Source organism: Synechococcus sp. GFB01, from assembly GCF_001039265.1.
In the GTDB taxonomy this organism is placed as follows: domain Bacteria; phylum Cyanobacteriota; class Cyanobacteriia; order PCC-6307; family Cyanobiaceae; genus NIES-981.
In genome coordinates, this window is the sequence record NZ_LFEK01000011.1 from 22,392 (window position 1) to 45,992 (window position 23,601).

Annotated in this window: 20 protein-coding genes and 5 pseudogenes; 16 read left to right on the forward strand and 9 right to left on the reverse strand. The window is 68.8% G+C overall.

All coding sequences use genetic code 11. The annotated features are described in order from the left end of the window. Nucleotides 1–86: 86 nt before the first annotated feature. Nucleotides 87–323, forward strand: coding sequence for a hypothetical protein (locus SYNGFB01_RS02195; protein WP_048016746.1), 237 nt, complete (start codon nt 87–89; stop codon nt 321–323). A 106-nt stretch (nt 324–429) separates the two neighbouring features. On the opposite strand, the pseudogene glnA reads toward SYNGFB01_RS02195, so the two are convergent. Continuing rightward, nucleotides 430–1,849 (reverse strand): annotated as a pseudogene (gene glnA / locus SYNGFB01_RS02200) (type I glutamate--ammonia ligase). Between the two features lie 207 nt (nt 1,850–2,056). Between glnA and SYNGFB01_RS02205 the strand changes: the two are divergent. Further along, nucleotides 2,057–2,575, forward strand: a complete 519-nt coding sequence (locus SYNGFB01_RS02205) for an allophycocyanin (RefSeq protein WP_048016747.1) — start codon at nt 2,057–2,059, stop codon at nt 2,573–2,575. A 58-nt stretch (nt 2,576–2,633) separates the two neighbouring features. Beyond that, a complete protein-coding gene (locus SYNGFB01_RS02210; RefSeq protein WP_235299866.1) occupies nt 2,634–3,818 on the forward strand; it encodes an alanine--glyoxylate aminotransferase family protein in 1,185 nt (394 codons plus the stop codon). Nucleotides 3,819–3,878: 60 nt separating this feature from the next. On the opposite strand, the gene SYNGFB01_RS02215 is transcribed toward SYNGFB01_RS02210, so the two are convergent. Then, complete coding sequence (locus SYNGFB01_RS02215) at nt 3,879–4,316, reverse strand: nucleoside deaminase (RefSeq protein ID WP_048016762.1); 438 nt, start codon at nt 4,314–4,316, stop codon at nt 3,879–3,881. 122 nt (nt 4,317–4,438) lie between these two features. On the opposite strand from SYNGFB01_RS02215, the gene SYNGFB01_RS02220 reads away from it, so the two are divergent. Together SYNGFB01_RS02220 and SYNGFB01_RS02225 are read left to right on the forward strand one after the other, a co-directional pair. Beyond that, the gene (locus SYNGFB01_RS02220; protein WP_053068263.1) at nt 4,439–5,857 is read left to right on the forward strand and encodes an aspartate aminotransferase family protein; all 1,419 of its coding nucleotides are present in this window, start codon (nt 4,439–4,441) and stop codon (nt 5,855–5,857) included. After that, complete coding sequence (locus tag SYNGFB01_RS02225) at nt 5,850–6,065, forward strand: hypothetical protein (RefSeq protein WP_048016748.1); 216 nt, start codon at nt 5,850–5,852, stop codon at nt 6,063–6,065. The genes SYNGFB01_RS02220 and SYNGFB01_RS02225 overlap by 8 nt, the downstream gene beginning before the upstream one ends. Here the strand turns inward: SYNGFB01_RS02225 and SYNGFB01_RS02230 are convergent. Genes SYNGFB01_RS02230 through SYNGFB01_RS02240 form a run of 3 tightly spaced genes read right to left on the reverse strand, consistent with a single transcriptional unit; the run spans nt 6,001 to nt 8,590 of the window. Beyond that, a complete protein-coding gene (locus tag SYNGFB01_RS02230) occupies nt 6,001–7,548 on the reverse strand; it encodes a YcjF family protein (RefSeq protein ID WP_048016749.1) in 1,548 nt (515 codons plus the stop codon). The genes SYNGFB01_RS02225 and SYNGFB01_RS02230 overlap by 65 nt on opposite strands. Next, nucleotides 7,545–8,018: a signal peptidase II gene (lspA, locus tag SYNGFB01_RS02235; protein ID WP_048016750.1), complete on the reverse strand. Its 474-nt coding sequence runs from the start codon at nt 8,016–8,018 to the stop codon at nt 7,545–7,547. Before lspA ends, SYNGFB01_RS02230 begins: the two co-directional genes overlap by 4 nt. Continuing rightward, a complete protein-coding gene (locus SYNGFB01_RS02240) occupies nt 8,015–8,590 on the reverse strand; it encodes a biotin transporter BioY (protein WP_048016751.1) in 576 nt (191 codons plus the stop codon). The genes lspA and SYNGFB01_RS02240 overlap by 4 nt, the downstream gene beginning before the upstream one ends. Before the next feature lie 84 nt (nt 8,591–8,674). On the opposite strand from SYNGFB01_RS02240, the gene SYNGFB01_RS02245 reads away from it, so the two are divergent. Then, nucleotides 8,675–8,929 (forward strand): NAD(P)H dehydrogenase assembly family protein, encoded by a 255-nt coding sequence (locus SYNGFB01_RS02245; RefSeq protein ID WP_235299867.1) that lies wholly within the window; start codon nt 8,675–8,677, stop codon nt 8,927–8,929. Nucleotides 8,930–8,960: 31 nt separating this feature from the next. On the opposite strand, the gene SYNGFB01_RS15130 is transcribed toward SYNGFB01_RS02245, so the two are convergent. From SYNGFB01_RS15130 to SYNGFB01_RS02255, 3 genes are read right to left on the reverse strand one after another with little or no spacing between them, the layout of a single operon-like run. Further along, nucleotides 8,961–9,635, reverse strand: coding sequence for a M16 family metallopeptidase (locus SYNGFB01_RS15130; RefSeq protein WP_369795459.1), 675 nt, complete (start codon nt 9,633–9,635; stop codon nt 8,961–8,963). Then, a complete protein-coding gene (locus tag SYNGFB01_RS15135) occupies nt 9,524–10,249 on the reverse strand; it encodes an insulinase family protein (RefSeq protein WP_235299868.1) in 726 nt (241 codons plus the stop codon). The genes SYNGFB01_RS15130 and SYNGFB01_RS15135 overlap by 112 nt, the downstream gene beginning before the upstream one ends. Further along, nucleotides 10,246–11,526, reverse strand: coding sequence for a pitrilysin family protein (locus tag SYNGFB01_RS02255; RefSeq protein WP_235299869.1), 1,281 nt, complete (start codon nt 11,524–11,526; stop codon nt 10,246–10,248). Before SYNGFB01_RS02255 ends, SYNGFB01_RS15135 begins: the two co-directional genes overlap by 4 nt. Before the next feature lie 49 nt (nt 11,527–11,575). Between SYNGFB01_RS02255 and SYNGFB01_RS02260 the strand changes: the two genes are divergently transcribed. From SYNGFB01_RS02260 to SYNGFB01_RS02305, 10 genes and pseudogenes are all read left to right on the forward strand, one after another. Then, the gene (locus SYNGFB01_RS02260; protein WP_235299870.1) at nt 11,576–12,334 is read left to right on the forward strand and encodes a phycocyanobilin:ferredoxin oxidoreductase; all 759 of its coding nucleotides are present in this window, start codon (nt 11,576–11,578) and stop codon (nt 12,332–12,334) included. Between the two features lie 157 nt (nt 12,335–12,491). Further along, nucleotides 12,492–13,256, forward strand: coding sequence for an HlyD family efflux transporter periplasmic adaptor subunit (locus SYNGFB01_RS02265; protein ID WP_152669472.1), 765 nt, complete (start codon nt 12,492–12,494; stop codon nt 13,254–13,256). Beyond that, nucleotides 13,253–14,422 (forward strand): ABC transporter permease DevC, encoded by a 1,170-nt coding sequence (devC, locus tag SYNGFB01_RS02270; RefSeq protein WP_048016752.1) that lies wholly within the window; start codon nt 13,253–13,255, stop codon nt 14,420–14,422. Before SYNGFB01_RS02265 ends, devC begins: the two co-directional genes overlap by 4 nt. 73 nt (nt 14,423–14,495) lie before the next feature. Next, nucleotides 14,496–15,165: pseudogene (locus SYNGFB01_RS02275) on the forward strand (DevA family ABC transporter ATP-binding protein). A 66-nt stretch (nt 15,166–15,231) separates the two neighbouring features. Further along, nucleotides 15,232–15,387 carry a hypothetical protein gene (locus SYNGFB01_RS14765; protein WP_006171625.1) on the forward strand — a complete coding sequence of 52 codons (156 nt, stop codon included), beginning with the start codon at nt 15,232–15,234 and terminating at the stop codon, nt 15,385–15,387. 82 nt (nt 15,388–15,469) lie between these two features. Next, complete coding sequence (locus SYNGFB01_RS02280) at nt 15,470–16,396, forward strand: glycosyltransferase family 2 protein (protein WP_048016753.1); 927 nt, start codon at nt 15,470–15,472, stop codon at nt 16,394–16,396. A gap of 119 nt (nt 16,397–16,515) precedes the next feature. Continuing rightward, nucleotides 16,516–17,228: pseudogene (rpsB, locus tag SYNGFB01_RS02285) on the forward strand (30S ribosomal protein S2). Between the two features lie 80 nt (nt 17,229–17,308). Continuing rightward, a complete protein-coding gene (gene tsf, locus SYNGFB01_RS02290) occupies nt 17,309–17,965 on the forward strand; it encodes a translation elongation factor Ts (RefSeq protein ID WP_048016755.1) in 657 nt (218 codons plus the stop codon). A gap of 1,120 nt (nt 17,966–19,085) precedes the next feature. Continuing rightward, nucleotides 19,086–21,559: pseudogene (gene recG / locus SYNGFB01_RS02300) on the forward strand (ATP-dependent DNA helicase RecG). A 31-nt stretch (nt 21,560–21,590) separates the two neighbouring features. Next, nucleotides 21,591–22,322 carry a M15 family metallopeptidase gene (locus SYNGFB01_RS02305; RefSeq protein WP_200900037.1) on the forward strand — a complete coding sequence of 244 codons (732 nt, stop codon included), beginning with the start codon at nt 21,591–21,593 and terminating at the stop codon, nt 22,320–22,322. 363 nt (nt 22,323–22,685) lie between these two features. Here the strand turns inward: SYNGFB01_RS02305 and SYNGFB01_RS02315 are convergent. Then, nucleotides 22,686–23,601: pseudogene (locus tag SYNGFB01_RS02315) on the reverse strand (sulfite reductase, ferredoxin dependent); the annotation flags it as partial.

Here is a 23,601-nt window from a genome sequence, read left to right on the forward strand (position 1 = left end):
CGCTACCAAAACAGGTGGAGACTGACGCACCCCCGCTGCAGGAGATCAGCCGATGCAGANNCCCCCTTCCCGGTGCGAGTTCCTCGTTGCCTCTGCCTGCCAACGCCGCCCGCCAGGCCGGCCCGGAGCGGGTGTTTCTGAGCTGGGCCGACGATCACCAGCGCCATCGTCGGCTCCATGGCGCTGAGCTGGCCCAGATCACGCTCCATCACGACCTCAATCCGGCCGGTGATGCGGTGCATCAGCTGCAGGCCTGGGCCGTGCGCCAGGCCCATCAGAAACACCTGCACGACAGCGCCATCGCCATGATCCGCCACCACTGACGGCAGCCGGCCCCCGGTCGATCAGACACTCGCCAGCAGAAAGCCCCGGCATCGCCGGGGCTCGTCTGCGCTGATTCCATGCAGGCCCGCCAGGCTCGGGTTGTGCTCAGGCGTCGTAGTACATCACGAACTCGTGCGGGTGCGGCCGCTGGCGCAGCTGCTGCACCTCCTCGTACTTGAGGGCGATCCAGTTGCTGATGAAGTCTTCCGAGAAGACGCCACCGGCCAGCAGATAGTCCTTGTCGGCGTCGAGGGCCTCGAGGGCGCCGTTGAGCGAGGCGGGCACGGTGGAAATCCTGGCCAGCTCCTCGGCCGAGAGCTCGAACAGGTCGACGTCGGTGCCGTCGCCCGGATCGATCTGGTTCCGGATCCCGTCGATGCCGGCCATCAGCATCGCCGCGAAGNCCAGGTAGGGGTTCGAGAGTGCGTCGCCGGAGCGGAATTCGAGGCGCTTCGCCTTCGGGCTGGGACCGGTGAGCGGAATGCGCACGGCGGCCGAGCGGTTGCCCTGGGAATAGACCAGGTTCACCGGTGCCTCAAAGCCCGGCACCAGACGCTTGTAACTGTTGGTGGTGGGGTTCGTGAAAGCCAGGAAGCTGGGAGCGTGCTTGAGCAGGCCGCCGATGTACCAGCGGGCGGTCTGGGAGAGGTTGGCGTAGGTGCCCTCACCGAAGAACAGGGGCTGGCCTTCCTTCCAGAGGCTCTGGTGCACGTGCATCCCGCTGCCGTTGTCGGCGAACACCGGCTTGGGCATGAAGGTGGCTGTCTTGCCGTACTTCCGGGCGATATTGCGCACCACATACTTGTAGATCATCACGTTGTCCGCCGCGCTGATCAGCTCCGCGAACTTCATGCCCAGCTCGTGCTGGGCCGTGGCCACCTCGTGGTGCTGCTTCTCGATCGGCANCCCCCAGCGTTGCCATCGTCAGCAGCATCTCGCTGCGCATGTCCTGCAGGGTGTCGTTGGGGGCGACCGGGAAGTAGCCCTCCTTCAGCTGGATCTTGTAGGCCAGGTTGCCGCCCTCCTCCAGCCGGGCGGTGTTCCAGGGAGCCTCGATCGAATCGACGCTGTAGAAGCTGCTGCCGCTGCCGGAGGTGTAGCGCACATCGTCGAAGACGAAGAATTCTGGCTCCGGGCCGAAATAGGCGGTGTCGGCGATGCCGGTGGTGGCCAGGTAGTCGAGCGCCTTCTGCGCCAGGGCGCGGGGGCAGCGGGCGTAGGGCTGACCGCTGCGGGGTTCCTGGATGGAGCAGATCAGGCTGAGCGTCTTGTGGCTGTAGAAGGGGTCGATCCAGGCGGTCGCGGGGTCGGGCACCATCGCCATGTCCGACTCGTTGATCGCCTTCCAGCCACGGATCGAGGAGCCGTCGAACGCCACACCGCTGCTGAAGGCGTCCTCATCGACCAGGTCCTTGCAGACCGTGAGGTGCTGCCACTTGCCGTGCAGATCGACGAACTTGAGATCGATCAGTTCGATGCCTTCGGTCTGGATCTGACGGAGGACGTCCTGGGCTGTCTTGGCCATGACGGATGGGTTCGGTGATGCCACCGGAGGGAGGCGTCAGCGGACCGTAGGGAGCGCTACAGGCACGCCTTGTAGCGTCTGTAACCAAAACGCGGCCCCGGCTTGCGTAACCCTTTCTGTCAGATCCGTCAGAACCCACCGCTGGCCTGGGATCTGACGGAATCCAAGTGCTAGGTTCCCGAGCAGGTGCGTCGATCCACTCCAGCCATGCGGGATGCCATCACCGGTCTGATCGGTCGCTACGACCAGCTGGGGCGCTACCTCGATCGCGACGCCATCGACCGCATCGCCACCTATTACTCCGAAGCTCAGCTGAGGCTGGCGGCGGTTGAGCTGATCAATCGGGAGGCCGCCGAGATCGTGCGCGAGGCCGCCCAGCGCCTCTGGCTGGAGGACCCCGAGCTGATCCTCCCCGGCGGCAATGCCTACACCACCCGCCGGCTCTCCGCCTGCCTGCGCGACATGGACTATTTCCTGCGCTACGCGAGCTATGCCCTGATCGCTGACGACGCCACGATCCTCAACGAACGGGTGCTCAACGGTCTTGACGACACCTACAAGAGCCTGGGCGTGCCCACCGGCCCTACGGTGCGCAGCATCGCCCTGCTGGCCGACGTGATCAGCGAGAAGCTGGCCGATGCCGGCCTTGACGCCGCAGCCGTGGTGCGTCCTCCCTTCGACCACCTCTGCCGCGGCCTGGCAGCCAGCAACGTCCGGGCCCGCTGACGCCTCAGCCTGGATTCCGCCCTCCCCCCCATCCATCCCACCCGGTCCGTCCCGCCCCGTGCTGCCTCCCGTCAACAACGCCCATCGCTGCACGCTGGGGCCGATCTCCACGCCCGAGCGCCTGCTGCTCNGTCCCGGGNCCTCGAACGCCCATCCCACGGTCCTCAAGGCGCTCTCCCGCACCCCGATCGGCCATCTCGATCCTCTCTACGTGGAGCTGATGGGTGAGGTGCAGGAGCTGCTGCGCTACGCCTGGCAGACGGACAACCGGCTCACGATCCCGATGAGCGGCACCGGTAGTGCCGCCATGGAGGCCACCCTGGCCAACACCGTGGAACCCGGCGACAAGGTCCTGGTGGCCCAGAAGGGTTATTTCGGTCTGCGTCTGGCCGACATGGCCTCCCGCTACCGGGCCGATGTGGTCACGATCGAGAAGCCCTNGGGCGAAGCCTTCACGTTGCCGGAACTGGAGGAGGCCCTGGCTCGGCATCGCCCCGCCATCCTGGCTCTGGTGCATGCGGAGACCTCCACCGGCATCCTCCAGCCGATGGAGGGGATCGGTGATCTGTGCCGCCGCTACGATTGCCTGCTGCTGCTCGATACCGTCACGTCCCTCGGCGGCGTGCCGTTGTTCCTCGACGAATGGAAGGTGGACCTTGCCTACAGCTGCAGCCAGAAGGGCCTGAGCTGTCCGCCGGGTCTGGGGCCCTTCAGCATGGGTCCGAGGGCCGAAGCCAAGATGATGGCCCGCCAGGGGAAAGTTCCCAACTGGTACCTGGATGTGACCCTGCTCAACCAGTACTGGGGCAGTGACCGGGTCTATCACCACACTGCTCCGGTCAACATGAACTTCGGCATGCGGGAGGCCCTGCGCCTCCTCGCCGAGGAAGGGCTCGAGAATGCCTGGGCCCGTCACCGCGCCAACGCCGAACGCCTCTGGGCCGGTCTGGAGCGCCTGGGGCTCGAACTGCATGCCCCCGAGCATCTCCGCCTGCCCACCCTCACCACGGTCCGCATCCCCGATGGCGTGGATGGCAAGGCTTTCTGCCTGCATCTGCTCGACAGCTACGGGATCGAGATGGGTGGCGGTCTCGGCGCCCTGGCCGGCAGGATCTGGCGCATCGGCCTGATGGGCTACAACAGCCGACCCGAGAACGTCGACAAGCTGCTCAACCTGTTGGAGACCGAGTTGCCTGCGTTCCGTCGTCAGGCTCCTGTGGCGGCCGTGGCGGCAGGTGTCTGAGACGGGTCTGCCCGACCGGGCTCATCTCGGGAACTCCGAGGGAAGGGCGCTGCCGGCTGATCAACGCTGACGGCGATTCCGGAACCATGCCTCCAGCTGCGCGCTGGCCTGTCGTTCCAGCACCCCGTCCACCACGGTCATGTGGTGGTGAGCTGAAGGGTCGGTAGCCAGATTGAGGCATCCACCCAGGGCTCCCCGCTTGGGATCGCCGGCGGCGAACACCACGGTCCCCATGCGCGCCTGCACCAGGGCACCGGCACACATCGGGCAGGGCTCGAGCGTCACCAGCAGGGTGCAGTCGTTGAAGCGCCAGTCACCCAGGCAGCGTGCCGCCTGGCCGAGGGCCACGATCTCGGCGTGACCCAGGGGGTCGGCCAGGCGGTGGCGCCGGTTGCTGCCCCAGCCCAGACAGCGCCCCTGCCCATCGAGGACGGCTGCCGCCACAGGGATCTCCCCGCTGGCACCGGCTCGCTCGGCCAGACGCAGCAGCCGGGCCATCCAGCCTTCCACACCGGCGGGATCCGGCGGCGCCCAGGAGGTTCCACGCTGTGGTGTTGAACGCATCGCTCTCTTGTAGCCCACCCGGCGGTGGAGAATGGCGGCACCCGAGTCGNCCGCCGTTGGCTAGCGCGCCACCTGCCCCGCGGGCTCACCCCAGCCTGCCCTTCCCTCCAGCGGGGGAGATCGATTCCCGGCTGGCGGACCTGCTGGAGCNGGCGTCCGCCATGCTCTGCCGCTGGATCGCCTCCGCCGAGCAGCGGGCGCCACTGCCGGGTCTGAGCGTGCTGCCCCCCGTCCAGCCGCAGCAGCAGGGCCTCCACCCCGAGGCGTTGCTGGCCGATCTGCAGCTCGTGATGGACGGGGCCTACAACCCCTGCCATCCAGGGGCCCTGGCTCACCTGGATCCACCGGCGCTGCCGGCTTCGGTGGCGGGTGAGCTGATCTGCGCCGGTCTCAACAACAATCTGCTGGCCGAGGAGCTCTCACCCAGCCTCAGCCGTCTGGAGCGCAGCCTCTCCGGCTGGCTGGCCGAGGCGATCGGTCTGCCGCCCGGCAGTGGCGGCGTGGCCGCCAGCGGCGGCACCCTCTCCAACCTGATGGCCCTGGTCACGGCCCGCCACTGCCGCGGACTGGCCACGGACGCTCGGGCGGTCGTGCTGACCAGCGCCGACGCTCATGTGTCGCTCGCCAAGGCGGTGACGGTGATGGGCCTGCCTGCCACCGCCCTGCGTCGCGTTCCGGTGGATGCCGGTGGCTGCCTCGATCTCGAGATCCTGGAGCAGCAGCTGCAGCAGCTGAATCAGGCCGGTGTCCCCGTATTGGCGGTGGTGGCCACGGCAGGCACCACGGTCCGCGGTGCCGTTGACCCCCTGGAGCCGATCGCCTCACTGTGCCGGCGCTACGGCCAGTGGTTCCACGTGGATGGGGCGATCGGCGCGGTATTCGCCCTGGCACCCCAGCATCGTCAGCGGGTGGCCGGCCTCGGGCTGGCCGATTCGGTCACGGTGAATCCCCAGAAGCTGCTGGGGATCACCAAGACCTCCTCGCTGCTGCTCCTGGCCCAGCCCCAGCGACTCGAGCAGCCCTTCCGCACCGGACTGCCCTACATGGAGCCGAGCTGGGGCGGCGTCCACGGCGGTGAGTGGGGCCTGCAGGGCACCCGACCGGCCGAGATTCTCAAGCTCTGGCTCGGCCTGCGCCAGCTCGGACTGGAGGGGATCGCCCAGCTGGTCGAGGGAGCCGTCGCGCGTCGTCGCACCCTGGAGCAGCGCCTGGCCGCTGATGACCGGCTGCTGCTGCGCCGCGGTGCCCTGCATCTGCTGGCCTTCACCCCACACGGATTCGACGCGTCTGCCGCTGAGCGCTGGAGTGAGCAGACCCGCCAGCGGCTGCTGGCGGATCAGCTGATGCTGTCGCGCCCGCTCTACGCCGGCCGCCATCATCTCAAGGCGGTGCTGGGCAATCCCCACACCCGCAGCGAGCATCTCGACCGAGTCGCCCAGCTGGTTCGCGCCAGCCTGGACCATCGACATGGCTGAGCAGGGATCCCGCCGTGGCCGCTGGGTCGCGCTCATCACCGGAGCCCTCTCGATCCTGATCGGAGTGCTCTACCTCGGGGTGATCCTGCTGCTCGACAGTCGCGGGCCGCTGCTTCCCCCGCCGCCGGAGGCGCTCGCAGACCTCAGCGCCCCGGCCGTGGCGGCAGGCTCGCCTGCTCCCGCCGCAGAGGCGCCACCACCCGGCTGATGGCGGTCTGAAGGAACTGCTGCAGTACCCCCTCCCGCCGACTCAGCTCGTACTGCTCCTGAACCACCTGCTGGATGCCGCCATCGCCCCAGTCCTGGTCGCGCTCGAAATAGCGCAGGAAGCTGAGACCGGCGATGCGGGTGAGCCAGGCGGCGGTCACAGCCTGGATGGCCCGTCCGGCCAGGAGGGTGGGCAGGTTGAGGCTGAGGGCTGTGCCCAGCAGCGATACTCCCCCCTTGACCAGCCCGAGGCCGGCCAGGGTCCGTCCCAGGGACAACGCCAGCTCCTGAGCCCGATCGCGGCTCAACTGGATGCCGTGCAGCCTGGCCAGCTCCACCACCATCTGGGCGTTCACGGCGGCGGTGCCGAGCAGATCGAGCCCCGGCAGGGGTGTCACCGCCAGCACGCCAGCACCGATCCACATGTAGCGATCCACGATCGCCANGCCATCGGCGCGGCGCTGGCTGGCCAGCAGATCACGGCTCGCCTGGCTCAACCGGCGGCTCTGCAGCAGCAGGTTGTCGGCGATCAGCTCCTCGCCGTCGGCGTGGAGGATGGCAGCCATGCGCCTCAGCAGGGGTTCCACCTCCGGCTCCGGCTGGAGCGGCTGACGGCCTGGCCTGGGGATCGACTGGGGCGCTGCGCTCACCGGGATGATGTCGGCGGGGTCGAGCTGGCTGCCGCAGCGCTGGCGCAGCAGGGCGAGCAGGCGCTGCTCCTCCTGCTCCCCGCGCAGGTCGCACTTGTTGAGCACCAGCAGCAGGCGTTTGCCCAGGCCGGCCAGTGCGGCGTACACCTCCTGTTCGGCAGCCCGCAGGTCGCCGTCCACAACAAGAAGCAGCAGATCGGCACGGCCGGCCTTGTCGCTGGCGAGCCGCTCGCGTTCGCGGCCATCGATGCCGGCTTCGAGGATTCCCGGCGTATCCACGAGCCATACGCAGCGCTTGAGGCCCTGCAGGCGGAGACGGTATCGCTGGCTCCGGCCGGTCGAACCCATCGGAGCCCCCACAACGCCCACCAGCTGCCGCAGCAGGGCGCGGATCAGCGAGGTCTTGCCGACCGAGCCGCTGCCGAACACCACGACCACCAGATCGCCGCGCTCCAGCTGGGCGGCCATGCGCAGCCGCTCCTGGCGCAGGGCTTCACGCGCCACGGCATCCCTGACCTGCTCCAGGGTGCGGTCGATCGCCTCGAGCTGGCTCGCCGCCGCCTCCCTGCGGCTGGCCAGTGCCCGCCGCGGCGCGGAGCTGCTCTCCGCGCGGCGCTGCTGCAGCCAGCCCTGCAGCCACGGCCAGAGCAGCTGGCCGAGTCCCGCCAGCACCACGGCCAGCACCAGAAAGAGCACCGGACCGACGAGCCCATAAGGCAACACGCTGCTGAGCTGCCAGGTGAGCTGGTTGATCAGCTGCAGCACCAGGCTCAGCAGCAGCAGCACGCCCAGCAGTCCGGCGGCGATCAGCCATAGGCGGTGCGGCAGCTTCACGGCCGCCGCAAGGCGAGCAGCTGGTCGATCAGGAAGCAGGCCACTGCGGCGTTGATCGCCACATCGGCGAGGTTGAACACCGGAAAGCTCACCGGGACCAGGGCGAGGAAATCCACCACCGCCCCGATCCGCCAGCGGTCGATGCCGTTGCCCAGCGCTCCACCGAGGAGCAGCCCCGCTGCCGCGGCCTGCCAGGCCCGCAGTTGCCTGTGGCGCTGCAGCCAGACCACCAGGCCCAGGGCCACCAGCACGCTCACCAGACCCAGCAGTCCCGTGAAGCCGGTGAGCAGACTGAAGGCGGCGCCGGGGTTGTAGGTGAGTTGCAGGTCCAGCAGGCCGGGCAGCAGCGGGGCCTGTCCCTGATGGGCAAGGTGGGACACCGCCCATGCCTTGCTGCTTTGATCGATCGCCAGCGTGAGGGCGGCGAGGGCGTAGCTGAGCCAGCGGTTCCGCGGCAGGGTCGGTCTCACGGATCCACCAGCAGGAGGCGTCGCAGCAGCAGGGCAACCAGCGCCACGCCGCAGCAGAGCAGGAGCTGGGAGGGCAGGGGGGCCAGGCTGTAAGCCAGCAGCAGGGAAGGCAGAGCGGGACCCCAGCGGCCGGCCAGGGCGCCCAGCAGCAGGTTCAGAACCCCGCAGAGCTGCAGCACGGCAACGCCGATCACCGCAGCTCCCAGCAGCCGCAGCGGGTCGTTCATCCCGGCCTGACGAGCCAGCTTGCCGGTGATCCAGGCGGCTGGCACGAAACCGGCCAGAAAGCCGAAGCCTGGATCCAGGAGATAGGCGGTCCCTCCACCTCCCTGGAACACGGGCAGCTGCAGAAGCCCCAGGCTCAGATAGCCCACACTGGCCAACATGGCGCTGCGGGGCCCGCAGACCAGGGCCGTGAGCAGCAGCGCCGGCACCTGGAGTGTGATCGGCAGGCTCACCAGCGTCCAGCTGTCGGCCTTGAGGGGCCAGGGCACGGCAGCCTGGATCAGGCCCCCCACCAGGATCAGCATCAGGCCGGCGATGGCGCCGCTCCAGGTGGCAAGGGCCCGCAACGGCTCCGGGGTTGGCTTCGCCCAGTCTGCCGGGCCGGCAGGGGCCGGCGCTAGCGTCGGGCAGCTGATGCAGCCAGACANCCCTTGGCCGATCTGGGGCCCGACACGCCAGCCGACGACAGCAGCTGGGCCCTCGGCAGCAGGGTGCGGTTGCAGCGCCCCGTGCGCTATCTGAAATCAGCCGATCCGATGCCGATGCTGCGCCCTCCCGATCTCATCGATCCCGAGGAGGTGGGTGAGGTGGTGGGCCTCCGAGCGCAGTCCCGTGTGGCGGTTCGCTTCCGGCGCGGTTCCTTCCTGATCGATGCCGCAGACCTGGCGGCAGCGCCCGCCGACTGACCCATCGCGGCATCAGGGCCATCGTTGCCGCTCAGATGCGTGGCTCGCGGCTCAGGGGATGTTGCTCCCACACCGCTTCGGCGGCCGCGATCGCTTCCTCCGGCCCGCAGAGGCTGAGATGGGGCCGCTGCAACTGCTGTTTCGCCACCGCCTGGAGCTCGGCAGCCTCCAGCACGCGCGCCCGCTCGATGCAGGTTTCCACGAACGTCTGGGGCAGCCCGTGGCCCATCACCAGCGCCTGGCGGTCGGCGATCTGGCCGCAGGTCTGACGGCCCATGGCGTCCTGGCCGAGAAACTTGGCCCTGGCCAGCTCCAGTTCGGCGTTCGTGAGCGGCTCCAGGAGCAGCCGCTGCCACTCATCCAGCAGACACCGGCAGGCCTGCGCGGCGCGATCGGCCGAGCTGGAGAGATGGCACACGAACGGTGTGGCGCCGCGCCGCGCCGGCATGTGGGCACCCACCTCGTAGGCCAGCCCCTGCTGCTCGCGCATGACCTGGAACAGCCGGCTGGACATGCCCATGCCGAGATGGGTCTGCAGAATCCGCAGCGCCAGGGCGTCAGGGTCGCCCAGCGGCACCGTCGCCGCCCCCAGCATCAGCACCAGCTGTTCGGTCTCCTGGGCGCAGGCCTGGAAACGGAGGCCCGGCCTCGCTTCAGGACCTGCACCCTGACCGGGTGCAGCCACCATCCAGGGTGTGCGGGCCAGGGCCGCGTCGATGGCGTCCTCCACGCGCCCATCCACGGCACCGCAGAGCACCAGCAGCGCTCCTGAACTGCCCAGTGCGGGCAGAATCCCCTGCAGCTGCTCCGGTCCCAGCCCAGCCAGTTCGGCTTCGATGCCGAGAGGGTCATGGCCATAGGGACCATCGCCGTAGAGCTGGTGCCGCAGCAGGTCGTGGGCGAGCTGGAAGGGATCCTCCTGCTGTCTCTGCAGGGTCTGCAGGTTGAGCTGCGTTCCAGCTCCACCTGATCGGCATCGAGATGCGGCTGGCGCGCCATGCTGATCAGCAGCGGCAGCAGGTCGGCGCTGTCCTCGGCAGCGCACTTGAGGCTGAACACGAGGCTGTCCTCACTGGCCTCGCAGCGCAGTTCGGCACCCCGACCCTCCACCAGGTCGGCCAGGGCCTCGGCGTCGAGATTGCCGCAGCCGCGGGTCATCACACCGGCCAGGAGCTGGTGCAGTCCCCTCTGGCCGGATGGATCCTCACCGCTGCCGCCGCGGACCCAGAGGCGCGCCGCCAGGATGCCCGGGCCGCGCCGCCACTGGCGGTGCAGGCTGAGGCCGCCGAGCAGCGGCCGGCTCTGCCAGGGTCCGCTCATGCCGGCAGGGCCTCCAGCACCGCAGCCCGCGCCGGATCCAGTCGGGGCATGATCTCCTCGACCAGCCGCTCACCCGCCCAGCCGTCGAGGGCCTGCAGCGGCGCCGCCAGGGGCAGCCGCCGCTGCCAGAGAGCCTGGCTGCCGATCAGACCGGCCATGCCGGCCGGTGATTCGAGGCTGAAGCGGTAGCCATTGGCCACCAGATGGCGGCAGCGCTGCCACTCCGCGGGCCCGATCGCGCCAGCCGTCAGGTTGTGCAGCACCGCGCCGATCTCCCGTCGGACCGCGGGCAGCTCGTCGGGCTCGCAGATCGCCTCCAGCAGGGCCAGGCTGCCGCTCTCCATCACATGAAGGTCCAGATCCACGCTCTCCACGATGCGCAGCTGCTCGCGCAGCCGATCCACCAGCCGACTGCGGCGCCCCTCGGCCAGCAGGCTGGTGGCCAGATCGGCGCCCATCACGCCATCGAGATCGCAGGCGGCAGGCATCGCCCAGGCCATCAGCAGCCGCGCCGATTCGAGTCTCGGCAGGGTGAGACGCAGCTCACCGGGCTCCACCCGCAGCGGCGCTGAGTCAGGCAGCTCCGGCAGGGCAGCAAGGCGGCTCAGGGCACAGCTCTCCAGCACAGCGTCGAGGCCTGCGTCGGCCAGGGCACCGGTGAGCGCCAGCACGCAGCGGTTGGCGCCGTAGAGACGCCCGTGGAAGTCGGCCATCTCCTCAGGCGTATGGGCGAGCAGGGCCTCGCGTCGGCCGAGGATCGGGCGCCCATAAGCGTGGTCGGGGCAGGCCAGGCTGAGCAAGTGCTGCAGGGCCACCTCATCGGGTTGGTCCTCGCTCTGGGCCAGCTCCTCGAGCACCACCTGCCGCTCCAGATCGAAGGCCGCCGCCTCCAGCCGCGGCTCCAGCACCAGATCCAGCAGCAGTGCCAGCCCTTCAGCGGCCGCCGCGGGGGGGATCAGGAGGTGGTAATGCACATCGTCGAAGCCGGTGGCGGCATTGCTGCTGCCACCGAGCGCTTCGATGCGGCGGTCGAACTCGCCGGCTGCCAGGCGCCGGCTTCCCTTGAACACCATGTGTTCGAGGAAGTGGGCCAGGCCGCTTTCCGCTTCGGATTCGAAGCGGCTGCCGGCCCGACACCAGAACTCGATGCAGACCAGCGGCGCCTCCTCCAGCTCGAGGCTCAGCACCGTGGCTCCCTGTCCGAGCTGCTGACGACGGGGTTCGCCGATGCCCTGCAGCGGCGCGGCTGCCGGGGCGATGTCGCGGGCCAGGGGCAAGAACTCGGAACCGTGGCAGGATCTGCATTCTGCTGGCTGGCGCCGCCCTGTGAGTTCCGATTCCGCCGCTCCTGCCATCGACGCTCACGCCACCGGTGGTCTTCATCCGCTGGTGGACGCCCTCGCCGATCGCATCCGGGAGCGCTGGCAGCAGCTCCCCGAGCTGGCGGCGCTCGACGTCGATCCCGAGCTGGAGGCGATCAGCGGCAGTCTCGATGGTGAGGTGCTGTTCATTCGCAATGAGCTGCGGCGCTGCAGGGGCCTGCGCAAGCTGCATCTCGAAACGGCCCGCCTCGGAGCCGGCCTGCAGATTCTGCACTGCGTCTTCTTTCCGGACCCACGCTTCGATCTGCCCGTGTTCGGAGCCGACATCGTCGCCGGCCCGGCCGGCGTCTCCGCGGCGATCGTCGATCTCTCCCCGGTCACGGCGGAACTGCCGTCAGCTGTGAGCAGGGCGCTGAGCCAGCGCCCCCGCCGTCACTACGCCCAGGAGCGTGAGCTGNCGGCCTGGGGAACCATCTTCTCCCCCTTCGTGCGCTTCGTGCGTCCCACCTGCCTCACCGAAGAGCAGACCTTCGTCGACGAGGTGGACGATGTGCTGGCCGTGCTGGCCGCAGCCGTGGCTGCCGCTGAACCGCAGGCCCCTGACGACCCGGCTACGGTTGAACGCTGGGAGGGTCAGCTCCGCTATTGCAGGCAGCAGAAACGCAACGACAAGACGCGGCGAGTCCTGGAAAAGGCGTTCAATCCCGCCTGGGCCGATCGCTACATCGAGGAACTGCTGTTCGACGATCCGCCCGCACCCTGAGGCGGCGGCTGGTCAGGCGGCCCTGGCTCAGCGGCGGCCTGGCGCTGGCCATCCTGATCGGAGTTGGCCTGTTCGCCGCGCAACGCAGCCGCCGGACCCCTGCCGCGGCGCCGGCGACCAGCGTTCCTGCCGCCGCCCTGCAGCAGTTCCCCGCGCCGTGGCCGCGCTGGGGCGTCTCGAGCCGGCGGGCGACATCCGCATCCTGGCGGCGCCGGTGACTCCGATCGGCGCGAGCCCCCGCATCGACGCGTTGCTGGTTCAGGAGGGGGAGATGGTCCGCGCGGGTCAGCTGCTCGCCCGCTTCGATTCAGCCCCCCGCCAGCTGGCTGTGAGGGCCCTGGTCCGCACCCGCATCGCCAATCTGCGCCGTCGGCTCAACATTCAGACCCGCGAGCTGATCCGCTATCGCAGGCTGGCCCTGGCCGGAGCCATCCCCGCTGATCAGCTCGATCGACTCGAGCAGGAGACGCTCGAGCTGCAGGGACAGTTGCAGGAGTCCCTCGCCCAGGAGATTCAGGAAGAGACGGAGATCGTGCAGACGGAACTGCGCGCCCCGATCGACGGCATCGTGCTGCGCGTTCATGCCCGCGAGGGCGAGCGACCGGGTGAGGCAGGGATCCTGGAGCTGGGCAACACCGATCGGATGGAAGCGGTGGTGGAGGTGTACGAGAGCGATGTGAACCGGGTCAGGGTGGGGCAGCCGGTGCAGCTCACCAGTGAGAACGGCGGCTTCCAGGGCACGCTCGCCGGCAGAGTCGCGCGGATCAGTCCGCAGGTCCGCCAGCGTGAGGTGCTCTCAACCGACCCGGTGGAGGATTCCGACGCCCGCATCGTCGAGGTTCGGGTGCGGCTGGAGCCGGGAGATGCCTCACGGGTGGCACGCCTGGCCGGCATGAAGGTGATCGCCCGCTTCCAGCCATGAGTGGCTTCTGGGGATCGCGGCGCATCCCTCTGGCCTGGCTGCTGCTGACGCGTCAGCCGGCGCGGCTGGCGGTTGCCCTGGCGGGCATCGCCTTCGCCGGGATCCTGATGTTCATGCAGTTCGGCTTCCGCGACGGTCTGTTCGACGCCAGCGTGATCCTGCATCGGCGCTTCGATGCCGACATCGTGCTGATCAGCCCGCGCTCCAGCAGCTCGGTGAGCATGGCGGGCTTCCCGCGGCGACGGCTGGTGCAGGCGATGGCCGATCCCGATGTCAGCGGCATCACCCCGGTGCACTGGAACCTGCTGCTCTGGCGCAATCCGCAGACCCGCGGCACCCGTTCGATCCTGGCGCTGGGCTTCGAGCCCGGCGATCCGCTGTTCCGTGACCCCGGCCTGGGCGAGAAGGCCGGCGTCCTTACCCAGCGGGGCAGGGTGCTGTTCGACGAGCGCTCGCGGCCTGAGTTCGGGCCCGTGGCCCAGTGGTTCCGCCAGGGACGCACCGTGGAGAGCGAGATCAACGGGGTGCGGGTGCGGGTTGCGGGTCTGATCCAGATCGGGGCCTCCTTCGGCGCCGACGGCAACCTGCTCACCAGCGGCGAGACCTTCCTGCAACTGCTGCCGAACACCCCCTCGGGCAGCATCGAACTGGGCCTGGTCAGGCTGCGTCCCGGCGCCGATCGGGCGGCGGTCGTCCGCCGGCTGGAGGGGATCCTGCCTGCGGACGTGCGGGTTCTCACCCGCGAGGGCTTCATCGACTTCGAGCGTGACTACTGGCGCAGCAGCACCGCGATCGGCTTCATCTTCAGCCTCGGCGCCGCCATGGGATTCGTGGTGGGCTGCGTGATCGTGTACCAGATCCTCTACTCGGATGTGAGCGATCACCTGCCTGAGTACGCCACCCTGATGGCCATGGGCTACCGCCTCACCTCCCTGCTCGGGGTCGTGGCGCGCGAGGGCCTCCTGCTGGCAGTGCTGGGTTTCGTGCCCGCCTATGCGGCNGGGGTGTCCCTCTACGTGCTCGTGCGCAGCGCCACCAACATCCCCGTCTACATGGAGACCCAGCGGGCCTTGCTGGTCTTCAGCCTGATCGTGGTGATGTGCATGGCCTCCGCAGGGCTGGCCATGCGTCGCCTGGGCGACGCCGATCCCGCCGAGATCTTCTGACCACGATGGCCTCGACCGCCGCCGCGCTAGGCCCACAGCCCCGCACCCCGCCGCCGCGGCGGCCACCGTCGCCGTGCAGGGCCTGAACCACTGGTACGGCCGTGGCACGACGCGCCGCCAGGTGCTCCAGAGTGTGGATCTCACCATCCACCCGGGCGAGGTGGTGCTGCTCACCGGGCCCTCCGGCTGTGGCAAGACCACCCTGCTCACCCTGGTGGGGGCCCTGCGGCACGTGATGGAGGGCTCCGTGCGGGTGTTCGGCCGCGAACTGAACGGCTCGAGCCGCCGCGATCGTCAGCGCATCCGCCGCGGCATCGGCATGATCTTCCAGGGACACAATCTGTTGCGCTGCCTCACCGCCGAGCAGAACGTGCAGATGGGAGCCGACCTGCTCCCCGACCTGAGCTACAGGGCCCGGCGCGATCTGGCACGCCAGTGGCTGCGTGCGGTTGGACTGGCCGATCACCTCGCAAGCTGCCCACGACCTCTCCGGCGGACAGAAGCAGCGCGTGGCGATCGCCCGTGCCCTGGCCGCCCATCCGCGGTTGCTGCTGGCCGACGAGCCCACCGCGGCCCTCGACAGCCGCACGGGCCGCGAGGTGGTGGACCTGCTGCGCGGCCTGGCTCGCGAGGAGGGTTGCGCGGTGCTGATGGTGACCCATGACCCGCGCATCCTGGATGTGGCCGACCGGCTGCTGCGCATGGAGGACGGCAGGTTGTGGGCGGCATCCCCACCCCCATGAGACGGTCGCCGCTGCCCCGGTTGAGTAGGGTGAGATCTCGACACCAGGAGCTCTGTCTTCTCCCGTATGGCCAAGCGCAGGAATCTGAAGAAGGAAAAGCAGGAGCGCAACCGCGCCTACGCCCGCAAGTTCAAGAAGCGCAAGCTCCGCAACGACGGCCGCGGTGAAGGAGCCGGCAACGGTGTGACCGGCACCGCCAACAACGGCGGAGCAGCCGACTGAGCCGGCCTCTGCCGCCAGGGCGACCTGACTGGGGATCCTGCGGGGTCCTTTTTTTCTGCCCGCCACCTTGCCTGGTCAGCGCATGTTCATCAGCGTCGTCATCCCCACCTACAACCGTCTGCCGATCCTGCAGCAGTGCCTGGGGGCCCTCGAGCGGCAACGGCTGAGCGCTCCGATCAGCGCCTACGAGGTGGTGGTGGTGGATGACGGCTCCACCGATGCCACGGTGGCCTGGCTCACCAGCCAGGCCGAGATCCTGCCGCACGTGCGGCTTGTCCGTCAGGAGCATGGCGGGCCAGCGGAGGGCCGCAACCGGGGCGTGCGGGAGGCCCGCGGTGAGGTGATCGTGTTCATCGACAGCGATCTGGTGGTTACCCCCACCTTCCTGATCAGCCACGCCCGGCAGCTCGAGCACGACTGGCAGCGCCACGGCGATCGGCGCTGCTTCACCTATGGCGCGGTGATCAACACCGCCAACTTCGAGGATCCCACCAGTGAGCCCCACAAGCTTCGCGACCTCTCCTGGGCCTACTTCGCCACCGGCAACGTGGCGATCGACCGGCAGCTGCTGGAGCAGGCCGGGCTGTTCGACACCGCCTTCCGTCTCTACGGCTGGGAGGATCTCGAGCTGGGCGAGCGGCTGCGCCAGCTCGGCACCCGTCTGGTGCGCTGCCCTGAAGCGGTGGGCTACCACTGGCACCCCGCACTTGATCTGGGGCAGATTCCCCATCTGATCCAGGTTGAGCGGCAGCGGGCCCGCATNGGGCTGGTGTTCTACCGAAAACACCCCACCTGGAGGGTGCNGCTGATGATCCAGTTCACCTGGATGCATCGCCTGCTGTGGGAGCTCCTCTGTCTCGGCGGGCTGATCAATGAGCGGTCGCTGCGTCCCCTGCTGGCCTGGCTGATCCGTGGCGGCAAGCCCGGTCTGGCGATGGAGCTGCTGCGTCTGCCGCTCAACCGCATCGGCGTGCGCGCCCTGTTCGCCGAGGCCAGGCAGGCGTTTTGATAGGGTTCGCAAGTTCCTTTCACCCCGCACACCTGCCCGTTTCGGGTGATCCGTCCAGAGCCCTCCAGGGGCCGGCGGAGTCCCTGGCAGGTGGTGGCCAACCCGAAACCCTCAACACCATGGCTGTTGTCACTCTCGCCGAAATGATGGAGGCGGGTGCCCACTTCGGGCACCAGACCCGCCGCTGGAATCCCAAGATGTCGCGCTACATCTACTGCGCGCGCAACGGGGTTCACATCATCGATCTCGTGCAGACGGCCGTCTGCATGAACAACGCCTACAAATGGGTTCGCAGTGCCGCCCGCAGCGGCAAGCGCTTTCTCTTCGTGGGCACCAAGAAGCAGGCTTCCGAGGTGATCGCCCAGGAGGCGACCCGCTGCGGCGCCGCCTATGTGAATCAGCGCTGGCTGGGCGGCATGCTCACCAACTGGACGACGATGCGGGCCCGCATCGACCGGCTCAAGGATCTGGAGCGCATGGAGAGCTCCGGTGCCATCGCCATGCGCCCCAAGAAGGAAGCGGCGGTGCTGCGTCGTGAGCTCGAGCGCCTGCAGAAGTATCTCGGCGGTCTCAAGAACATGCGCCGTCTGCCGACGTGGTGGTGCTGGTGGATCAGCGCCGCGAGACCAATGCTGTGCTGGAGGCCCGCAAGCTCGACATCCCCCTGGTGTCGATGCTCGACACCAACTGCGATCCCGATCTTTGCGATGTGCCCATCCCCTGCAATGACGACGCCGTGCGTTCGGTGCAGCTCGTGCTGAGCCGTCTCGCCGATGCCATCAACGAAGGCCGTCATGGTGCCGGCGACCAGGGTCGCGACGACGAAGCCTGAAACCTCTGACCGCCCCAGCGGTGCACGGTTGATCAGCGACCTCGCTGAGTTCGGATTTCCAATTTCCTCCCTCCAACGTCATGGCTGAGATTTCGGCAAAACTGGTCAAGGATCTGCGCGACAAGACCGGCGCAGGCATGATGGACTGCAAGAAGGCGCTCGCCGAGACCAAGGGCGACACCGAAAAGGCAATCGAATGGCTGCGCCAGAAGGGCATCGCCAGCGCCGAGAAGAAAGCGGGCCGCACCGCCGCTGAGGGCGCCATCGGCTCCTACATCCACACCGGAGCGCGGGTGGGCGTGCTTGTGGAAGTGAACTGCGAGACCGACTTCGTGGCCCGCGGTGAACTCTTCCAGGAACTGCTGCGCAACGTGGCCATGCAGATCGCCGCTTGCCCTTCGGTCGACTACGTGACCGTGGATCAGATCCCCGCTGAGGTGGCGGAGCGTGAGAAGCAGATCGAGATGGGCCGCGACGATCTGGCCGGCAAGAAGGAGGAGATGAAGGAGAAGATCGTCGCCGGTCGCATCGGCAAGCGTCTCAAGGAGATGGCCCTGATGGATCAGCCCTTCATCAAGGACAGCTCGATCACCGTGGCTGACATGGTGAAGCAGGTGGCCGGCAAGGTGGGCGAGAACATTCAGGTGCGCCGCTTCGTGCGCTTCAACCTCGGTGAAGGCATCGAGGTGGAGAAGATGGATTTCGCCGCCGAGGTGGCGGCCATGCAGGCCGCCTGATCCGGCCCGCAGCGTCCCATCTGCCGCGTTCCATGCTGGAGGCCCTCGGGGAAACCCGCCAACAGCTCGCAACTCTGCGCCAGCAGTGCGCCAGCCTCAACCCGGAGCTCTACCGGCAGCTGGCCCTCTATCTTCAGGTTCTGCGTGACGGCCTGCTGGATTCTGTTCAGCAGGCCTGTTTTCATCTGGCCACCGAAGTCCATCCGGATCGCTACCTGGCAATGTCTCTCCCGGCGCGTCGCCGTCTGCATCGGCGCCTGGACGCCCTGGTCCGCCGCGCCGCCAGTCTGCTCACGGTGGAACAGCTGGCCCTGCTGGCCGCCCAGCTGAGGCGCGAGCGCATGGCCGAGGAACAGATGCAGCGATTGCTGTGGCAGGGCGATGATGAGCTCGAGACCTCTGGGCCACCCCCCGCCGACGATGATCCTCCAGGCTCGGTGCGGCTCGCGCTGGAGCCGCCGATCTCCTGGGCTCGGGGCGATTCCAGCCTGATGCCAGCGGCCANGGGGGAGCAGCGCGACGCCCCTGCCGCGCCCAGTGCTGCCCCTGAAGACGGTTCTGAGGTCTGGATCGGGGACCTCCAGGCTGTCGTCGAGCGAGTCGACCCAGACGACGACGCTTCGCATGACGCCCCTGCCGTTCCGCCGCCATGGAATCAGGGCCGTCTGCCCCAGGATCCGGGGGCTCTTCTGGTCTGGCTGGATGGTTTCGAGCTGGCGCTGGAGCGCCGTCTGCGCAACCTCTCCCATGCCATCAATGTGGAGTTGCTGCGCGCCGAGTTGAGCCGAGGCCTGTTGCCTCTCGGTCTGCTCGAGGCGGTGCAACAAGGAAGGATCGACCTTCAGCCAAGTCAGCCCAACCTGATCCGCCTGCCCGTTCAGGGAACTGAAGCTCTGGCCGTGCTGCTGCGATGCGTGGATCTTGAGCAGGAGCAGCCGAGGCTGCGTACCTGTCGCAGCCGCTGGCGCGCCAGTCGGCTCGAAGTGCGCAAAATGGCGGAGCGCGGCCGGCTCCTGCAGCGCCGCGTTCAGGTGCTGGAGGCGCAACAGCTGTGGCTGACGGACATCACCACGCACCGCCCCTAGAGGCCCATCCGCCCCTCGCGGCCTGTGATGCCTGGCTGAGGACCCTCCAGCAGGCCCTCCAGCTGGAGGTGGACCGGGGATTCGAGGATCTGCTCGGTCGTCAGGAGCGCTTCAGCCAGTTCCTCTCGCGCTGCCTGCTTCAGCCTCCGCAGGGTGCTGATGCTTCTTTCTCCGACAAGGAGGATCTCCGCCGCCTGGCGGAGGCCTTCGCCAGCTACGGGCAGCTTTCCCCGTCCCAGCGCCAGAGCCTGGTGCGTCGCTGCCGCCAGCATCTCCATCTGCTGCGGCGGCGCCTGCAGCCAGCGGAGCCGCCGGCACCGCCCCGGCTGCGGCTGAGCGATGCGGCGGCTCCGCTGTCCGCCGGTCCTGCTGCCGGCAGGGCACAGCAGGGGCCTCAGTTGCGGGCCGACACGCCGCTTTCGGAGATCCCAGGCGTCGGTTCGCGCACCGCGGCCAAGCTTGCCCAGCTCGGGTTGTTCGTGGTGCGTGATCTGGTGCACTACTACCCGCGCGACTATCTCGACTATGCCAATCTCGCGCGGATCAGTGGCCTCGAGGTGGGTCGCACCGCCACCATCGTGGCCAGCGTGCGTCGCTGTCACGCCTTCACCAGCCCACGCAACCCCAACCTCTCGATCCTCGAGCTGCAGCTGGCCGACAGCACCGGGCGGATCCGGGTGAGCCGCTTTCTCGCCGGCCGCCGCTATGCCAACCCCGCCTGGCTCAAGAACCAGCAGCGTCAGTATCCCCCCGGTGCCACGGTGGCTGTGTCGGGGCTTGTGCGCCAGANCCCCTACGGCCCGGCATTCCACGACCCGCTGATCGAAGTGCTCGAGAGTCCGTACGCTCCGGTGCGCTCGAGCCAGATCGGCCGCCTCATCCCGGTGTATGGGCTCACCGAGGGGCTGGGGGCCGACCGGCTGAGGCAGGCCGTCACGGCCGTGCTGCCGCTGGTGCTCAGCTGGCCCGATCCCATCCCCGAACCGCTGCGGCAGCGGGAAGGTCTGATGGATCGCGGCGTGGCCCTCAGCCAGATCCATGCGCCGGCCAACGCCGAACAGCTGCAGCAAAGTCGGCGGCGCCTCGTGTTCGACGAGTTTCTGCTGCTGCAGCTCGGCCTGCTGCAGCGTCGCCGGGAGCTCACCTCCCGCCAGGCTTCTCCCCTTGAACCGGTCGCGGGCGGTGTGCTGACCGCCCGCTTTCTGGAGCTGCTGCCCTTCAGCCTCACCGCTGCCCAGCGGCGGGTTCTGGATGAAATCCGTGCCGATCTNCGCCANCCGACCGACCCATGGCCCGGCTGGTGCAGGGCGATGTGGGCAGCGGCAAGACCGTGGTGGCCGTCGCCGCCCTGCTGACGGCCATCGATGCCGGCTGCCAGGGCGCTCTGATGGCCCCAACCGAGGTGCTCGCCGAGCAGCACTACGCCAAGCTATGCAGCTGGCTGCCCCAGCTGCACGTGAGCTGCGCCCTGCTCAGCGGCTCCACACCGGCTCGCCGGCGCCGTGAGCTGCTGGCCGATCTCGCCAACGGCAACCTTCAGCTGCTGGTGGGGACGCATGCACTGCTGGAGGACCCGGTGCAGTTCGCCCGCCTCGGTCTGGTGGTTGTGGATGAGCAGCACCGCTTCGGGGTGCGGCAGCGCGACAGGCTGCTGAGCAANGGGCTCCAGCCGCACCTGCTCACGATGACGGCCACGCCGATTCCCCGCACCCTGGCCCTCTCGCTGCACGGCGATCTCGAGGTGAGTCAGATCGATGAACTCCCACCCGGTCGCACCCCCATCCGCACCCAGCTGCTGGCCGGCTCCGAGCGGGCGCGGGCTTATGACCTGATCCGCGCCGAGGTGAGCAAGGGCCAACGGGCCTACGTGGTGCTGCCACTGGTGGAGGAGTCCGAGAAGCTCGACCTGCGCTCGGCGGTGGATGTGCACCGCCAGCTGGCCGAGCAGGTGTTCCCCGATCTCGTCGTTGGACTGCTGCACGGGCGGATGGCGAGTGCCGACAAGCAGGCTGCCATTGGCGCCTTTGCCTCCGGCAGCACCCAGGTGCTGGTGAGCACCACGGTGGTGGAGGTGGGTGTGGATGTGCCGCAGGCCAGTGTGATGGTGATCGAGCACGCCGAGCGTTTCGGGCTGGCGCAGTTGCACCAGCTACGCGGCCGGGTGGGGCGGGGTGCGGCGGCATCCCACTGCCTGCTGATCCACGATGGCCGCAACGCCCTGGCGCGCCAGCGGCTTGAGGTGCTGGTACGTTCAACCGACGGCTTCGAGATCGCCGAGATGGACCTGCGACTGCGGGGACCCGGCCAGGTGCTGGGCACGCGTCAGTCCGGTCTGCCGGATCTGGCTCTGGCCAGCCTCAGCGAGGATGGCGAAACCCTGGAGCGTGCCCGGATCATGGCCCAGGCGATCACCGCCGCCGATCCCGATCTGAGCGGCCATCCCGCATTGCGTGATGCCCTGGCCGAAAGCCGTCGCCGTCTGAGCCTCCAGGGCGGTCGCCTCAACTGAGCCATCGCCCTCGAGACGCCGCGCCGCTGTCATGAGCCTGCGACCCTGGAACAACCTGCCGATCGACGACTGCGGCGAGCCCCTGGAGGCATTGCCCCGCGAGCTGCTGCGGCTCGAACCTCATCCCTACATGACCCTCGGCGCCCCCTATGGCGCCGACGGCGGGCCGTTCCAGCTGCGCCGTGGGGTGGTGGCGAGGCTGCTCCAGGCTCAGCTTCATCTCCAGCAGCACTCGCCCCGGTACCGGCTGGCGATTTTCGATGGCTGGCGACCCCTGGCGGTGCAGGCGTTCATGGTGCAGGAGGCGATCGCCCAGACCTGCCGCGAGCGGGGGCTCGATCCGGCCGGCTCCGGCCCCGATCAGGAGGCCGTGCTGGCCGACGTGGGCCGCTTCTGGGCTCCACCGAACCCCGATCCCTCCGCTCCGCCTCCCCACAGCACCGGCGCTGCCGTGGATCTCACCTTGGCTGATCGGCTCACGGGTGTGCCGGTTGCCATGGGCTCGGCCATCGATGCGATCGGTGCCGTCTCCGAACCGGATCATTGGCTGGAGCAGGCCCGACAGGGGGCGCCCGGGCAGCGGCGGCAGCTCCTCCTGGAATGGCACCACCACCGCTGTCTGCTGCGCGACGCCATGCAGGCCGCGGGCTTCAGCCAGCACCCCAACGAGTGGTGGCACTTCAGCTGGGGCGATCAGCTGTGGGCCTGGCGGCGCGGCGAACCCTGCGCCTGCTACGGCCGGGTCGATGGTCCCGGCGGTTGAGCTCCGGGTTTGCCCGCTGGCCTGAGCAGCTCGGCTTCGAGAGCACTGGCAGTCTCCGGCGCCATCAACCCCTTGGCCACGCAGCGGCGCAGCGTGGCTGCGGTGAGCTCCAGCTGCACCCGCCGCAACTGCTGGAGCACGGCTTCGCTTTGGTCGGCATAGGGTTGCAGCTGCCGCTCGAAGCCGCTGCGGATGGTGGCCGGCTGGCAGGTGAGTGGATCCGGGTCGTAGTAGACGGGGCGTGAGGCTGGCGGGGGCGGTTGGGCCCGCCCCTGGCTGCGCCCCGCTCGGCCAACGCCATCCCGGCTGCCAGAAAGCCCGCCAGGCTGGCCAGGCAGAACAGAGTTGCGGTACGGCGGCGCATCAGGCCCCCTGCAGCAGTTCCAGGGTTCTGTCGCGCCCGCACTTCAGCACGAAATCGCCGAAGCTGCGCCGGCCCCCCGCTTCATGCCAGGCGCGAAGCAGCGGCTCCAGCGTGCTCTCGAGCTGTTCGAGGGGCATCTTCTCGAGGTAGGGCTCGGCCAGGCGGCTGAGGTTCGGGGTGCCTCCCAGCCAGAGCTGGTACTGGTCGACACCGCTGCCGACAAGCCCGATCTCGGCCATGTAGGGCCTGGCGCATCCGTTCGGGCATCCCGTCATGCGCACCAGCACGGACCTGTTGATCCCCAGTCGGTTCAGCAGGGCATCGAGGCGATCCAGCACGGCGGGCAACCCCCGCTCGGCTTCGGTGACCGCCAGGCCGCACAGCGGCAGCGCCGGGCAGGCGATGGCATGACGGGCCAGCAGGGGCGGCGCCTCCGGCGTCTCGAATCCGATCGCCGCCAGTTCGGCCCGGATGCTGCTGCGCTGGGATGCGCCGATGTTGCAGAGCAGCAGATCCTGGTTGGGCGTGACCCGCACCTCCAGCTTGTAGGTGTCGACCAGTCGGCGAAGGCCGCTCTTGAGATCGCCCGCCACCCGGCCGCAGAGCACCGGCAAGCCCACGAACCAGAGGCCGCTGCCCTGACGGTGCCAGCCGAGATAATCCTCCAGCTTGGCCTTCGGCTCCTGGCGAAGCCTCGGATCGGATGGGGGAAGTAGCGCTGCTGCAGTTCCTGTCGGAACCAGTCGATGCCCCTGTCGTGGATCAGATACTTCATGCGGGCGTGGCGTCGCTGAACGCGGTCGCCATGATCACGCTGCAGCGCCACGATCGCCTGACAGAGCTCCAGGATGTGCTCAGCGGCCACGTAGCCGAGAGGGTCGGCTGTGCGGGCGAAGGTCTCCTCCTTGTTGTGGG